The following is a 13812-nucleotide window of genomic DNA, read 5'->3' on the forward strand; positions in this document are numbered from 1 at the left end:
GTAGTCTACCACGGCAAGCCTCGCGCATCGGAAAAATCTGCATCTAGAACCGCCCCCGGATCGAATACAGCATCAGTCAAATCAGCTTTTCTAAACGACGTTACCGACAATTTTTCTATTTCTTCAACAGCGATAAAAAAGCCGATCGCAGTTAACCCAAGAATTACCCCAGAAACCAAAAATAAGACAATTCCCCTGATAGTATCTCCGCCAAAAAATGTCACAATACCGCTAGCGCCGATCGCAGCAGCAGCCCCAGCAACAGCCCCTGCCACAATCCCAGCCTCACCGCGAGTCGCAGCAATCGCCGTAGCAGCCGTTCCGGCCACAGCCACAGCCCCCGCATCCGCCCCGGCAATCAGTCCAGTCAAAGCCCCAGCCGTCGTGACTGTCACCGCCGTTACGCCAGCCCTAGCAATCAAATTTCTTACCCGCCTTCGGCTTTGTCCGGTTCTGACACCCTGAAAATTTGCCCCCCTCAAAATCGCCCCGGTGAAATTGCAGCCTCGAATGTCGCAACCGCTGAAATTCGCCCCTGACAAGTCAAGCCCTTTAAAAGAACGGTTCCGCAAGTTTTGGTTAGCAAAATTGAGATTTTGAGGTTGAGTCATGCGATTTTAGATTTTAGATTTTAGATTTTAGATTCACAACCCAAAGACCTAGGATTATAGATTTTAGATTATAGATTTTAGATTAACCAACCACAGGGCATTTAGAATAAAGCCTGTGGTTTATAACGAGTTTCCATGTCTCCCATCTCCGAATCCCCATTTTCCCCCGAACAAATTGCCGCTGAAAGACTCAAACCAGAAGAATATGAAGAAATCGTTCAGCGCCTAGGTCGCCATCCCAATAAAGCTGAATTGGGAATGTTTGGCGTTATGTGGAGCGAACACTGCTGTTACAAAAATTCGCGGCCACTATTAAAACAGTTTCCCACAGAGGGCGATCGAATTCTAGTCGGGCCCGGAGAAAATGCCGGCGTCGTAGACTTGGGAGACGGCTTGCAACTCGCCTTCAAAATTGAATCCCACAACCACCCGTCAGCAGTCGAACCTTTCCAAGGTGCAGCAACCGGTGTCGGCGGAATTCTCCGCGATATCTTCACAATGGGTGCTCGCCCGATCGCACTTTTGAATTCCCTGCGTTTTGGCAACTTAGACGATGCTAAAACTCAGAGATTGTTCAAAGGCGTAGTATCAGGAATAAGTCACTATGGAAATTGCATCGGAGTACCCACAGTTGGTGGCGAAGTTTACTTCGATCCTGCTTATTCCGGCAACCCATTAGTTAACGTCATGGCCTTGGGTTTAATGGAAACTCAAGAAATCGTCAAATCCGGCGCATCCGGCATCGGAAATCCCGTGCTTTACGTCGGTTCAACTACCGGGCGAGATGGCATGGGAGGAGCAAGTTTTGCGAGTGCAGAATTGACAGACAAATCAATGGACGATCGCCCCGCAGTCCAAGTAGGTGATCCATTTTTAGAAAAATCCTTAATTGAAGCTTGTTTAGAAGCGTTCAAAACTGGTGCCGTTGTCGCCGCCCAAGACATGGGCGCGGCCGGAATCACCTGTTCGACATCAGAAATGGCAGCTAAAGGCGGCGTCGGCATTGAATTCGATTTAGACAAAGTTCCCGTTCGAGAAAGCGGTATGGTTCCCTACGAATACCTGCTTTCGGAATCCCAAGAACGGATGTTATTTGTTGCCCAAAAAGGACGGGAACAGGAATTAATCGATATTTTCCACCGCTGGGGATTGCACGCCGTAGTCGCGGGGACAGTCATCGAAGAGCCGATCGTCCGAATTCTATTTAAAGGCGAAATCGCTGCCGAAATTACCGCAACTGCTTTGGCAGATAACACGCCAATTTATCACCGAGAACTGTTGACAGAGCCGCCCGAATATGCTAAAAAAGCATGGGAATGGACGGCGGATTCGCTGCCACAATCCACAGTTAAAGGTATCGAAATTAACGGGAATTTCCAAACTTGGAATCAGATTTTGCTGACGCTTTTAGATACTCCCACCATCGCTTCTAAACGCTGGGTTTATCGCCAATACGACCATCAAGTGCAAAACAATACTGTTGTTTTACCGGGAGGTGCTGATGCTGCGGTTGTCAGATTGCGTCCGCTAGAACCCTGCCACTCTTCCCTTGCTAAAGGGCTAGAAGAACACCCCCTTACTACGGGAGATTTACAGAGAGAAAATGGTGTTTCTCTAGCTTCCGAAAGCAAACAGGAAGAAGAGGTAATTCCTCTATTTAAAAAGGCACAAGGTAGGGAAACTCCAAAAGTTTCTCCCCCCCTTAGCAAGAAGGAAGTGCCGCAGCAAGGGGTTATTCCCGGAGTTGCTGCAACGGTTGATTGCAATTCTCGTTATGTTTATCTCGATCCTTATGAAGGTGCAAAAGCAGTCGTAGCAGAAGCAGCGAGAAACTTAAGCTGTGTGGGTGCTGAACCTCTGGCAGTTACGGATAATTTGAATTTTGGCAGTCCCGAAAAGCCGATCGGATATTGGCAGTTAGCCTCAGCTTGTCGCGGGATTGCTGATGCTTGTCGGGAGTTGGGAACGCCTGTTACTGGCGGCAATGTTTCTCTTTACAATGAAACTGTTGATGCTGAGGGAAATCCTCAACCAATTTATCCGACTCCGGTAATCGGAATGGTGGGGTTAATTCCCGATTTGAAGAAGATTGGCGGCCAAGCTTGGCTAAAGAAAGGTGATTTAATTTATGTGCTGGGAATTGGTGAATCATCCCAAAACTCAGAACTTCCATCTGAAAGCTCAAAAATCGAAACTTCTCCTACTCTCGGAGGTTCGGAATATTTAGCGGCAATTCACGGGATTGTCGCTGGAAAACCGCCAAGGATAGATTTTGAGTTAGAAAGAAAAGTGCAATCGGTTTGTCGCGATGGAATTCGGCAAGGTTGGGTAGGTTCTGCCCATGATTGTGCGGAAGGTGGAATTGCGATCGCCCTCGCGGAATCCTGTATTTCTGCTAAAATGGGTGCAGAAATCCATCTCAGTTTCAATTCAAAAAATGTCGACCGCTGGGATAAAATTTTGTTTGGTGAAATGGGCAACTGCATTGTAGTTTCAGTCGCGCCGAAAAATCAAGGGATTTGGGAGTCTTACCTGCAAGAACATTTGACCAAAATGTGGCAAAAAATTGGTTTAGTTTGCTGTGCTGAATCACCTTTGCGGGTTGTGAGTGCTGATAATCAAGTGTTAATTGAGGTTGGGATGGGTGATATGGGCGATCGGTTCTATAATGCGATCGAGCGTCGGATTGCATCTGTCTAATCGCCTTCCATACAAAGGGCGGTTGAAACCGCCTCTACACAGACGAAACCCGCCGGCGCGGCTTGCATTTCTTGAGTCCGCGAAGGCGGACTTTGTTTGTGCAGAAGCGATTTCAAACGCCGTTTCAATTTCCGTGTCAATCCCCCAATCAATCGCCGTGTCACTCACCCAATTCCTTTATATAATATGAACAATATCATTCATAAAATAAATGATTTGCTGTATCAATCCCGACTGTCAAAAACCTGAAAACCAGGACGGACAAACATATTGCATCAGTTGTGGCTTTGAACTCGTACCCATCCTGCGAAATCGTTTCCGCATGATCAAATTCCTCGGTCAAGGTGGCTTCGGCAGAACTTATTTAGCAGAAGATATTGATAAATTAAATCAACGCTGTGTCGTTAAACAATTAGCACCAACAAATGTTCAGGGAACTTGGGCAATTAACAAAGCGGTAGAATTATTTCAGCAAGAAGCCAGACAACTGCAACAGCTAGGACAACATCCCCAAATTCCATCACTAGATGCCTGTTTTGAAGAAGAAAACTATTTGTATCTCGTACAGCAGTTTGTCGATGGAGATAATTTGTTAAAGCTTTTGCAAAATCAGGGAATTTGGCAAGAAAGCCAAGTTAAGCAACTATTACTCGAACTTTTACCTGTTCTCAAGTTTATTCACGAACAAAAAATTATTCACCGAGATATCAAGCCAGAGAATATTATGCGCCGTCGCAGCGACGGTTTGTTAGTCCTCATTGACTTCGGAGTTTCCAAACAGTTGTCGGGAACAGTGATGTCGAGACTGGGAACACAAATTGGTACGCCTGGTTATGTACCGCTTGAACAAATGCAAGGAGGTGAAGCTTATCCAGCCAGCGATTTGTTTAGCTTGGGGGCAACGGCTTTTCATCTACTGACAGGAGTACATCCTGATGGTTTGTGGACGGAACACGGTTATAGCTGGACTGGAAATTGGCAGCAACATTTGAAAAGTCCCATAGACAAGGGACTAGCATTGGTTTTATCTAAGTTGTTAGCCAAAGATATCCAGCAGCGCTATCAATCAGCAGAGCAAGTTTTAAGAGATTTTCAACGTCAGTCAACACCAAATTTTATACAGACTTTAAAAAGGTTTGACTTTGACACGGTGACAGTTGATGTGCGGGGTAATATAAGTAGCCGTCAACGCCGTGAAACACAATTTTTTAGTGAAAATTTAGGTAGCGGTGCAATCTTAGACATGGTAGCAATTCCTGGCGGCCGTTTCGTGATGGGTTCCCCCAATACGGAAGCAGGGCGAAGTAACAATGAAGGGCCGCAGCGTACTGTTAATATCTCTCCTTTTTTTATGGGTAAATATCCCATTACTCAAGAACAGTGGGAAGTAGTGATGGGGAATAACCCTTCTGAGATCAAAGGTTTGAAACGTCCTGTAGAACAAGTAAGCTGGAATAATGCTCTGGAATTCTGCCAGAAAATTTCTCAAAAAACCGGCAAGATTTATCGCTTACCTTCGGAAGCCGAATGGGAATATGCTTCTCGCGCCGGAACTACAACGCCTTTCTATTTTGGCGACACAATTACCCCGGATTTAGTTAATTATGATGGCAATTATCCCTACGGTGCTGCGCCGAAAGGACTTTACCGCAAACAAACAACTGATGTGGGGAGTTTTCCGCCGAATCCGTTTGGTTTGTATGATATGCACGGGAATGTTTGGGAATGGTGCAGCGATAAATGGCATGGTAATTATAACGGCGCACCGACTGATGGAAGTTCTTGGGAAACTGGAACAGATAATAACCGAGTGCTGCGTGGTGCTGCCTGGAACTGCAATACGGTCTATTGCCGTAGTGCCTATCGTGGCAGGAATTGGGCGGTCCATCGCAGCAGGCACCTCGGTTTTCGCGTGGCGGTAGCTTCGGTTTCTTCCTCGTCCTAGTTTCCGCGTAGTAGCGGTAGGGTGCGTCGCATTGAACAATCTGCAAATCAAATCGACAATCTCGCAGCGACACACCGCGAGAGTCAGTCAGGTGCGTCGCCATCTCAAATCTGCAAATTTCCTCAAAAATCTCACAGCGACGCACCCTACAAAAACGGAAATTGATCGAACCTGATTTATAATAATTAAAATATGCCAAGGTCGCACATCAGGAAGGATAAAAAATATGACCCTCAATCTTCCTCTTCCCGATTCAATTCAAAATTTTATTAACGAACAAGTGGCAATCGGAGGCTACAGTAATGCAGCGGAATACATCTTGCACCTAATTCGCCAAGAACAAGCAAGAGCTGCGCGGATTGAGTCGTTATTGTTGGCTGGTTTGGATAGTGGGAATTCTATAGAGATTACCGATGATTGGTGGGAGCAAAAACGCGCTCAGTTGGTGCAGAAACTTGACCGACAGCAGCAATGACTAAACGGATTGTCATTACACCAAGAGCAAGTCAAGATTTAGACGAAAATTTTGCTTATATTGCTCAAAATAATCTTGATGCTGCATTGCGTTTTTTTGATGCAGCACGTCAGACATTTGCGAGATTGGCTCAAATGTCGGGAATGGGCCGCCTGTATCCGGTTCAAAATCCACGGTTGGAGGGTTTGCGAAGATTGTCAGTTAGGGGTTTTGAAAATTATCTGATTTTCTATTTGTCTTTTGATAACTATATTGAGGTAGTGAGAATTCTGCACGCAGCGAGAGATTTAGAGGAAGTTTTGTCAGGAGATGAAGCTGATTGACTTTGTAGATTAGGGAAAGTTTTCAGGCGGCAAAATCTCCCTCCCACGGTTCACTCGTGTGGACATTACTTAATACTCGATTGCGCCCAAAAGGACATTACATGGTCGCACAGATTCCCCTGATGATATACTAGATCAATTTTATGGAAAAGTCAAGATATATGGGCTTTAAATCCTAATATTTGAAAAAGCCCATCAAGCAAGTTTCTAATTTATTTTTCATTGCACGATCGCCTATTTCTTAGTTCCCCTCTGCTGGGACGAGAGTTTGACAAGAAGCGATTTCAAGAGACTGTGGGCGAATTTAAAAATGGTTTCACCCCTCACCCCTAAAAATAGTGTCTCGGGACTAAGTATTTAATTAACCATATAGCTATTAACTACCAATAGCGAACCCAAACGCTGCATTCCAGATGTGAGGGGTAACACCCTCGGCGAATTATTCAACAGTCTCTTTCAATCGCCGAATCGCTCACCGAATCCCTCGCCCACAATTAATCAAGGTTAATATAGGATCAGGGGGCGATCGATACTACAATGCCATTAAACGCCGCATCGCTTCTGTCTGAAATGCTACACGATTTGGAAATAATGACAGATCCGTGGCAAGATTAAGGGAATGTTAAGTTATGCGACGCTTTCGCAAACAAGATTTCCCGCTGAAACTGTCCCCCTAACCCACCTTCCCCATTAGGAACCCACCCATCTATGATTCCCAACCATTCCTTCGAGGCTGACGAGCATTCTAGCAAACCCGACAAGCCCGAGGAAGCTTGCGGCGTTTTCGGTATCTACGCACCGGGTGAAGATGTCGCCAAATTGACGTACTTCGGTTTGTATGCCTTGCAGCACCGGGGTCAGGAATCCGCAGGAATTGCCACCTTTGACGGTGACAAAGTACACCTGCACAAAGATATGGGACTGGTTTCCCAAGTCTTCAACGAATCGAGTTTAGGTCACTTGCCCGGTAACTTAGCTGTAGGCCACACTCGCTACTCTACTACCGGCTCGTCCCGCGTGGTCAACGCTCAGCCTGTGGTTGTCGAAACTCGTTTGGGAAGTCTGGCATTGGCACATAACGGGAATCTTGTCAATACCAAAGAATTGCGGGAAGAATTGCTGTCTCGGAAGTGCGAGTTTGTCAGCACGACGGATTCAGAGGCGATCGCAGTGGCGATCGGTTCCGAGGTAGACAAGGGCAAAGACTGGTTGGAAGCAGCGATCAGTGCGTTTGCTATGTGCCAAGGAGCCTTTAGTTTGACGATCGCCACCCCCAAAGGCGTGATGGGAGTCCGGGACCCGCACGGCGTCCGCCCCCTGGTAATTGGCATCCTCCCCACAACTCCGGTACGATACGTTTTAGCATCGGAAACTTGTGGCTTGGATATTATCGGTGCTGAATTTTTGCGGGACGTAGAACCGGGGGAATTAGTTTGGATTACAGATGAAGGTATGGCTTCCTTCCACTGGAGTCAGCAACAAAAGCGCAAACTTTGCATCTTTGAAATGATCTATTTTGCTCGCCCCGATAGCCAAATGGAAGGTGAAAGTTTGTACAGCTACCGCCTGCGGATCGGGCGTTTGTTAGCAGCAGAATCTCCGGCTGATGCGGATATAGTCATCGGCGTTCCCGATTCTGGAATCCCGGCCGCGATCGGCTTTTCTCAAGCTTCCGGCATTCCTTACGCCGAAGGATTGATTAAAAACCGCTACGTCGGGCGCACTTTTATTCAACCGACTCAGACAATGCGGGAGTCAGGAATCCGCATGAAACTCAACCCTCTCAAAGATGTGTTGGAAGGGAAGCGAGTAATTATTATCGATGATTCGATCGTGCGTGGCACTACCAGTCGCAAAATCGTCAAAGCCTTGCGGGATGCTGGCGCAACCGCAGTTCACATGAGAATTTCCTCGCCGCCGGTGACTCATCCGTGTTTCTACGGGATCGACACCGACAATCAAGATCAGTTGATTGCTGCTACTAAGTCAGTCGCAGAAATCGGCGCCCAAATAGGGGTTGATTCTTTGGCTTTCTTGAGTTGGGATGGAATGCTGAGGGCGACTAACGAAGACCCGATGAGTTTTTGTTCGGCGTGTTTCACCGGTGATTATCCGATCGACGTTCCAGAAGTGGTAAAACGGTCTAAGCTCATATTAGAAAAGGCTGGAACCTAGAAAATCCCAAAGCGAAAAAGCGATCGTCCGTCACTTTCGGCAATTTATGAACTTTCAAAATTTTCTGGTAAGTCATTGCCAGAATGTGTGTAGAAATGTTACATTAGCTTAGCTGTAGCAATAATTGCAGAATTTGTGAAGTGTAGTGAACAGTCAGTTGGGTAGAACTTGCGTGAAACCCAACACTCCGATTGGAGATTTTAGATTGGAGATTTGTCCTTCAATCTCACATCGATGGGCTCTTCCCTACACCCTCGTTCACAATTCCTGCTCGAAGCGCTGTATGCTACTTCGAGACTGGAGGTATTTCCTCCAGATGTCCACTCTCAGATTGAAGTCGCATTTCGCACCTACAACGGGCACATGAGATTTTTTCAGATAACAGGGTCGATCGCACTAATTTTTCCCACACAAGTATTCCACAAGCCAACTTGCTTGAGAATCGCGGACGGGCTGTTCATGCGAACTAAAGAACTTTAGAAACCCTTGCAGAGTAAAAATATGGCTCCTTGCAGGTTGAATGTTACCTCACCTGTATAGGGATAGAACCCCCCGACTCATGTCGGGGAGAGCCAAAAAAATTAGATATTAGTTTAAGCCCCCAGATTCATCTGTGGAGTGAATCTAAAATCTAAAATCTAAAATCTAAAATCGATTGACTGTTACAAGGCGGAATGCGGTTTCTCAAGTCAGCTTAAATCGGAAACTTCGTGCAATCAAATACTGTTCTCAATCCCCCGAGCAATCAAGACTCATCCTCTCGTACAACAGAGTTACCTTTTACTCTTCAAGATATCAAGGCAGCCATTCCAGCCCACTGTTTTGAACCCTCGGCATGGAAATCTCTGGCTTATTTCTTTTTAGATATTGGCATCATCGCAGGTTTGTATGCGATCGCCTACACCGTGGATTCCTGGCTCTTTTACCCAATCTTTTGGTTGATGCAGGGAACCATGTTTTGGGCATTGTTTGTAGTGGGCCACGACTGCGGACACGGTTCATTTTCTAAGAGCAAATGGCTCAACAACCTGATCGGACACCTCTCCCACGCTCCAATTCTGGTGCCCTTCCACGGTTGGCGGATTAGTCACAGAACCCACCACGCAAATACAGGCAGCTTAGATAACGATGAAAGCTGGTATCCGGTATCGGAAAGCAAATACAATCAAATGCCTTGGTACGAAAAGCTGGGACGCTTTTATTTGATGTTATTTGCCTACCCAATTTATCTATTTCGGCGATCGCCCGATCGAACTGGTTCTCACTTCATGCCCGGTAGCCCGATTTTCCGTCCCTCCGAAAAATGGGATGTGTTGACGAGTTCCGCATCCTTGGTACTGATGGTAGGCTTTTTAGGCGCGCTAACCTATCAGTTTGGTTGGCTGTTTTTACTCAAGTTCTACTTGGTTCCCTATGTAGTGTTCGTGATGTGGCTGGATTTGGTAACATTCCTGCACCACACAGAAGCCGACATTCCTTGGTATCGCGGTAAAGATTGGTATTTCTTGAAAGGTGCATTGTCTACGATCGATCGCGACTACGGAATCATCAATTCCATCCATCACGATATCGGCACCCACGTAGCCCACCACATTTTCTCGACAATGCCGCACTATCACTTGAAGGAAGCAACGGAAGCCATCAAGCCAGTGTTGGGCGATTATTATCGCAAGTCAACTGAGCCAATTTGGAAGAGCTTTATTCGCTCTTACTGGGATTGTCATTTTGTCTCCGATACAGGTTCTGGAGTTTACTACGAATCACCTAACAGTCGGCGCTCGGCTGAAGTTAAGTAGTTTAAATAAACAATAGAATACGTAAAAACTCGGCTTCTTAAAGAAACCGGGTTTTTCATTATTTTTGCGCGTTTTTCATCAGATGTTCCACATCTGGAGGGGTGACAAGCCGCCCCAAACCCAGAGGTCTCTTCTTTGTGGAACAGGCCGGAAAGCCTGTTACGAAAAAATGTATCAGCCACTGCTTTTTACCCCAAACATCCGGGATAGCCGACAGTTTTCAAATTTAAGGCTGCGATTTTTCCAAAGCTTGTATTACCACTTCAGCCCTCGCAGTCCAACCAATAATACCGCCTTGGGCACGAATCATATCGATCGCACTCTGTTTAAACTGTGGAAAGTAGCTGGCTGTAGCATCCTCAACGAGTAAACATTCAAACCCCCGATCGTTAGCCTCACGTATAGTTGTTTGAACGCAAACCTCAGTCGTGACTCCAGTAAAAATTAGGTGAGTAATCGCTTTTTCACGAAGTATTAATTCCAAATCAGTGTGATAAAAAGCGCCCTTGCCTGGTTTATTAATTACTATTTCATCAGGCATAGGTGTCAATTCTGAGATAATTGAATTGCCAGGTTCACCCAAAATTAAAATTCGTCCCATTGGGCCTCGATCGCCAATTTTAAGTTTACTTTGACCCCGCTTTTGCTTAGATGGAGGACAATCAGAAAGGTCAGGTTGATGACCTTCAATAGTGTGAACAATAGGGAGATGACGATCGCGAAATGCCTCTAACAACTGCTTTACCGTTGGCACAATTGCCTGTAGTTGGCTGACATCATTGCCTAAAGCTTCACCAAATCCCCCAACCTCCAAAAAATCTCGCTGCATATCGATGATAACCAAAGCCACACCGCCAGAGACTGGCAGTTCATAATCATAAGGTTGGGCAGATATTAAGACCATAGCGATATAGGTTTTTCCCAAATTACTAGGACTATGCAGCCAACTTGGCTGACAACACTGTGGTTACTGTTAGGGGGGTTAATGACAAAGGTTCCGGCTTGGTGTTCGCCATTCTGGTCAGTTTGCGATCCAGTTAGTACATAAATATGTTCAAAACCAGTATGGGTGTGCTTTGGGACACTTGCTCCCGGCTGATACCGCAATAGAGCAGCAGCCGATCCACTTTCGTTGTCACCATAAAGTCGGTGGATTTCAACCCCATCACGAAATGGTTGCCAAGGCAACTTATTCTGCCACGTCGCGATATTAGGTAAATCCTTAAGGAGCAAAGTTTGCTTCAGTAATTCATTCATAGGTATGGCTCGAAGGAAAGATACACGGAGACCGGAGGGCGCGGAGAATGGCAAGAAACTATGGATGGTCGCCGCGTCCTCTTCGTCAACCAATCCAAAATCCAAAATTGATTAGTGTCCTGCCATACTCTTACCGATCTGAACAAAATCTGCATCTGCGATCGCACTTTCATAAGTAAAATTCCCGCCACTAATTACCAAAACCCGATCGGACAATTTCAGCAGTTCATCTAAATCTTCGCTCACCAATAACACAGCTACACCTCGGTTGCGAGCCTCAATAATCTGACCGTGAATGTACTCCACAGCAGCAAAATCAAGACCAAAGCAAGGATTCGCTGCAATTAGTAACCTAATATGTTCGGAAGAGAGTTCCCGCGCTAACACTGTGCGCTGTACATTTCCCCCCGACAGATTACCTATAGGGGTATCTGGCGAAGGCGTTTTTATTTTAAAAGTATTAATTAAGCTCTTAGCCGCCTGCCTAATTTCTTTCAGGATGAGTAAAATACTTGCTTTAGCTTGAGGGGGGCGGTCAAACGTCCGCAGGGCTAAATTTTCTGCCACACTCATGTGTGGTACGCAAGCATTATGAAGGGGTTCTTCTGGTAGCGCGAAGACCTGATGTTTAAACATTTCGGCTCGTGTTGCTGTATAAACTTCGCCATTGACCAGCACATCTCCACCTGTAGCAGAACGCTGACCTGCCAACACCTCCACCAGTTCCCGCTGACCATTGCCAGAGATACCTGCAATCCCAACAATTTCGCCGCTGTGAACTGTGAGGTTTACTCCTGTCAATACCTCCATACCGTTGTCTTTATTGGCGTGAAGGTCTTTAACTCCGAGAATAGGAATAGTCGTTGGGGGGGCTGTCTTTTCAACTCGTGTTGGCTCACGCCTTTCACCCATCATCATTTCAGACATATCCGAGACAGTCAGATCCTTTACCAAACCCTGACCTGCAAACTTTCCTTTACGCAGCACCGTGATGCTATCGCAAAACGCCATCACTTCCCGGAATTTGTGGCTGATAATTAACACGCTTAATCTTCCGGCAGTAACTTCTGCGCGCAGTAAACCTAAAACCTCATCGGCTTCCTGCGGAGTAAGCACCGAAGTAGGTTCGTCCAGAATCAAGATCCGACTTTGAAGATATATCTGTTTAAGAATTTCTAGCTTTTGTTTTTCCCCGGCAGCTAACTGAAAGATTGGGGTATCTAGAGGAACTCGGAAAGGAGCAGTTTTCATAAAAGCCTTTAACCGCTCATACTCGGCTTTCCAGTTAATCAAATTGGGGCTATCGAAGCGGGACAAAACCAGATTTTCGGCTACAGTCATGGCAGGCACAGAGGTGAAGTGCTGGTAAACCATGCCAATGCCGTACTTATGAGCATCGCGAGGACTTGCGATCGCACTTTCCTGCCCATCAATCAACACTTTGCCTGAAGTAGGAGTATAGAAACCCATCACACATTTAACAATGGTACTTTTGCCTGCTCCGTTCTCGCCCAGCAAAGCATGAAACGTCCCTGGTTTTAGTGTCATCGAGAAGTTATCAAGGGCAGTCATCGTGCCAAACCGCTTAGTCATGTTAACCACCTCTAGTTCGGGTGGTTGAAGAAAGTTTTGAGTTGTGAAGTTTGAGTTTTGAGTGTCTAAATAATTGTGAGTATTTAGTGCTGAGTTTTTGGCTAGAGAGTCTTTCACTTCTGTCATGTTTTTATCTCCTGTAAAGTTGTCAGTTTATCGGCTATTTATGAGATTTGATTCTTTACTTAGATGGCGGGATTCATTTCAATGCTTGAACTATTTACTTTTTGTTTCCTCACACTTCAACACTTAAAGCTTTGATAAATGCTTCTGAATCAGCGACGGCTCCAAAGACTCCTCCCTGCATCTGGATCATCTTGAGTGCCGCCAGATGATTGCCATAATCTGTTGCGCCTGTACAGTCAGATAAGAGCAAACATTCATAACCGCGATCGTTTGCATCTCGCATTGTGGTATGCACGCAGACATCGGTTGTAATGCCAGCCAAGACAATGTTTTGAATGCCTTTGCGTTTCAGTAACAGATCTAGATCCGTGGCATAAAAAGAACCTTTTCCAGGCTTGTCAATTACCGCTTCTCCAGGCAAAGGCGCGAGTTCTGGAATGATTTCCCACCCTGGTTCACCTCGAACTAGAATTCTGCCGCAGGGGCCAGGATCGCCAATTCCGGCGTTAATTTGGCGCGATCGCCACTGCTTGTTTTCTGGTAAATCTGCCAAGTCGGGGCGGTGTCCTTCGCGGGTGTGCATGATATGGAAGTGCTTCGCCCGTGCGACTTCTAAGACTTGCTTGATTGGCTCAATAGGAGCGCGAGTCAGTGACAAGTCGTAGCCCATCTTATCAACATATCCACCAATGCCACAGAAATCAATTTGCATATCAATTATCAGCAGCACCGTATTTTCTGGGCGCAAATCGCCATTGTAAGGATAGGGATATGGTTCAGCTTCTACAAAACGTCCCATGTTTATCTTCCT

The 13812-nt window shown here is 46.1% G+C and carries 11 protein-coding genes; 6 read left to right on the forward strand and 5 right to left on the reverse strand.

All coding sequences use genetic code 11. From position 1 onward, the window contains the following. Positions 1 to 5: 5 nt before the first annotated feature. Complete coding sequence (locus QUA04_RS07950; RefSeq protein ID WP_333255468.1) at positions 6 to 611, reverse strand: pentapeptide repeat-containing protein; 606 nt, start codon at positions 609 to 611, stop codon at positions 6 to 8. Positions 612 to 746: 135 nt separating this feature from the next. Here QUA04_RS07950 and purL point away from each other — a divergent pair, with 135 nt between their 5' ends. The 6 genes from purL to QUA04_RS07980 all read left to right on the forward strand — a co-directional run bounded on the left by purL (position 747) and on the right by QUA04_RS07980 (position 10025). Next, positions 747 to 3311 carry a phosphoribosylformylglycinamidine synthase subunit PurL gene (purL, locus tag QUA04_RS07955; protein ID WP_333255470.1) on the forward strand — a complete coding sequence of 855 codons (2565 nt, stop codon included), beginning with the start codon at positions 747 to 749 and terminating at the stop codon, positions 3309 to 3311. A 211-nt stretch (positions 3312 to 3522) separates the two neighbouring features. Further along, complete coding sequence (locus QUA04_RS07960) at positions 3523 to 5256, forward strand: bifunctional serine/threonine-protein kinase/formylglycine-generating enzyme family protein (RefSeq protein ID WP_333255473.1); 1734 nt, start codon at positions 3523 to 3525, stop codon at positions 5254 to 5256. 226 nt (positions 5257 to 5482) lie between these two features. After that, entirely contained in the window at positions 5483 to 5731 is a 249-nt protein-coding gene (locus tag QUA04_RS07965; RefSeq protein ID WP_333255474.1) for a type II toxin-antitoxin system ParD family antitoxin, read from the forward strand. Beyond that, positions 5728 to 6054, forward strand: a complete 327-nt coding sequence (locus QUA04_RS07970; protein WP_333176490.1) for a type II toxin-antitoxin system RelE/ParE family toxin — start codon at positions 5728 to 5730, stop codon at positions 6052 to 6054. Before QUA04_RS07965 ends, QUA04_RS07970 begins: the two co-directional genes overlap by 4 nt. 708 nt (positions 6055 to 6762) lie before the next feature. Beyond that, positions 6763 to 8229, forward strand: a complete 1467-nt coding sequence (gene purF / locus QUA04_RS07975; RefSeq protein ID WP_333255476.1) for an amidophosphoribosyltransferase — start codon at positions 6763 to 6765, stop codon at positions 8227 to 8229. 710 nt (positions 8230 to 8939) lie between these two features. Next, on the forward strand, positions 8940 to 10025 hold the full coding sequence (locus tag QUA04_RS07980; RefSeq protein WP_333255478.1) for a DUF3474 domain-containing protein: 1086 nt from the start codon (positions 8940 to 8942) through the stop codon (positions 10023 to 10025). A gap of 226 nt (positions 10026 to 10251) precedes the next feature. Here QUA04_RS07980 and QUA04_RS07985 read toward each other — a convergent pair whose 3' ends face one another. From QUA04_RS07985 to biuH, 4 genes are all read right to left on the reverse strand, one after another. After that, positions 10252 to 10929 (reverse strand): cysteine hydrolase, encoded by a 678-nt coding sequence (locus QUA04_RS07985; protein ID WP_333255480.1) that lies wholly within the window; start codon positions 10927 to 10929, stop codon positions 10252 to 10254. Further along, positions 10920 to 11282, reverse strand: a complete 363-nt coding sequence (locus tag QUA04_RS07990) for a cupin domain-containing protein (protein WP_333255482.1) — start codon at positions 11280 to 11282, stop codon at positions 10920 to 10922. The genes QUA04_RS07985 and QUA04_RS07990 overlap by 10 nt, the downstream gene beginning before the upstream one ends. 111 nt (positions 11283 to 11393) lie before the next feature. Continuing rightward, on the reverse strand, positions 11394 to 13001 hold the full coding sequence (locus QUA04_RS07995; protein ID WP_333255484.1) for an ABC transporter ATP-binding protein: 1608 nt from the start codon (positions 12999 to 13001) through the stop codon (positions 11394 to 11396). A gap of 109 nt (positions 13002 to 13110) precedes the next feature. Then, entirely contained in the window at positions 13111 to 13800 is a 690-nt protein-coding gene (gene biuH / locus QUA04_RS08000) for a biuret amidohydrolase (RefSeq protein ID WP_333255486.1), read from the reverse strand. Positions 13801 to 13812: the final 12 nt, after the last annotated feature.

Origin of the sequence: Microcoleus sp. S13_C5 (assembly GCF_036700845.1) — a bacterium.
In the GTDB taxonomy this organism is placed as follows: domain Bacteria; phylum Cyanobacteriota; class Cyanobacteriia; order Cyanobacteriales; family Microcoleaceae; genus Microcoleus.

Excerpts from the sequence above, each read along its gene's own strand:
- QUA04_RS07985 (WP_333255480.1), bottom strand. The coding sequence starts at position 10,929 with ATGGTCTTAATATCTGCCCAACCTTATGATTATGAACTGCCAGTCTCT.
- QUA04_RS07995 (WP_333255484.1), bottom strand. The coding sequence starts at position 13,001 with ATGACAGAAGTGAAAGACTCTCTAGCCAAAAACTCAGCACTAAATACT.
- QUA04_RS07990 (WP_333255482.1), bottom strand. The coding sequence starts at position 11,282 with ATGAATGAATTACTGAAGCAAACTTTGCTCCTTAAGGATTTACCTAAT.
- QUA04_RS07965 (WP_333255474.1), top strand. The coding sequence starts at position 5,483 with ATGACCCTCAATCTTCCTCTTCCCGATTCAATTCAAAATTTTATTAAC.
- QUA04_RS07950 (WP_333255468.1), bottom strand. The coding sequence starts at position 611 with ATGACTCAACCTCAAAATCTCAATTTTGCTAACCAAAACTTGCGGAAC.
- biuH (WP_333255486.1), bottom strand. The coding sequence starts at position 13,800 with ATGGGACGTTTTGTAGAAGCTGAACCATATCCCTATCCTTACAATGGC.
- purF (WP_333255476.1), top strand. The coding sequence starts at position 6,763 with ATGATTCCCAACCATTCCTTCGAGGCTGACGAGCATTCTAGCAAACCC.
- QUA04_RS07960 (WP_333255473.1), top strand. The coding sequence starts at position 3,523 with ATGATTTGCTGTATCAATCCCGACTGTCAAAAACCTGAAAACCAGGAC.
- purL (WP_333255470.1), top strand. The coding sequence starts at position 747 with ATGTCTCCCATCTCCGAATCCCCATTTTCCCCCGAACAAATTGCCGCT.
- QUA04_RS07970 (WP_333176490.1), top strand. The coding sequence starts at position 5,728 with ATGACTAAACGGATTGTCATTACACCAAGAGCAAGTCAAGATTTAGAC.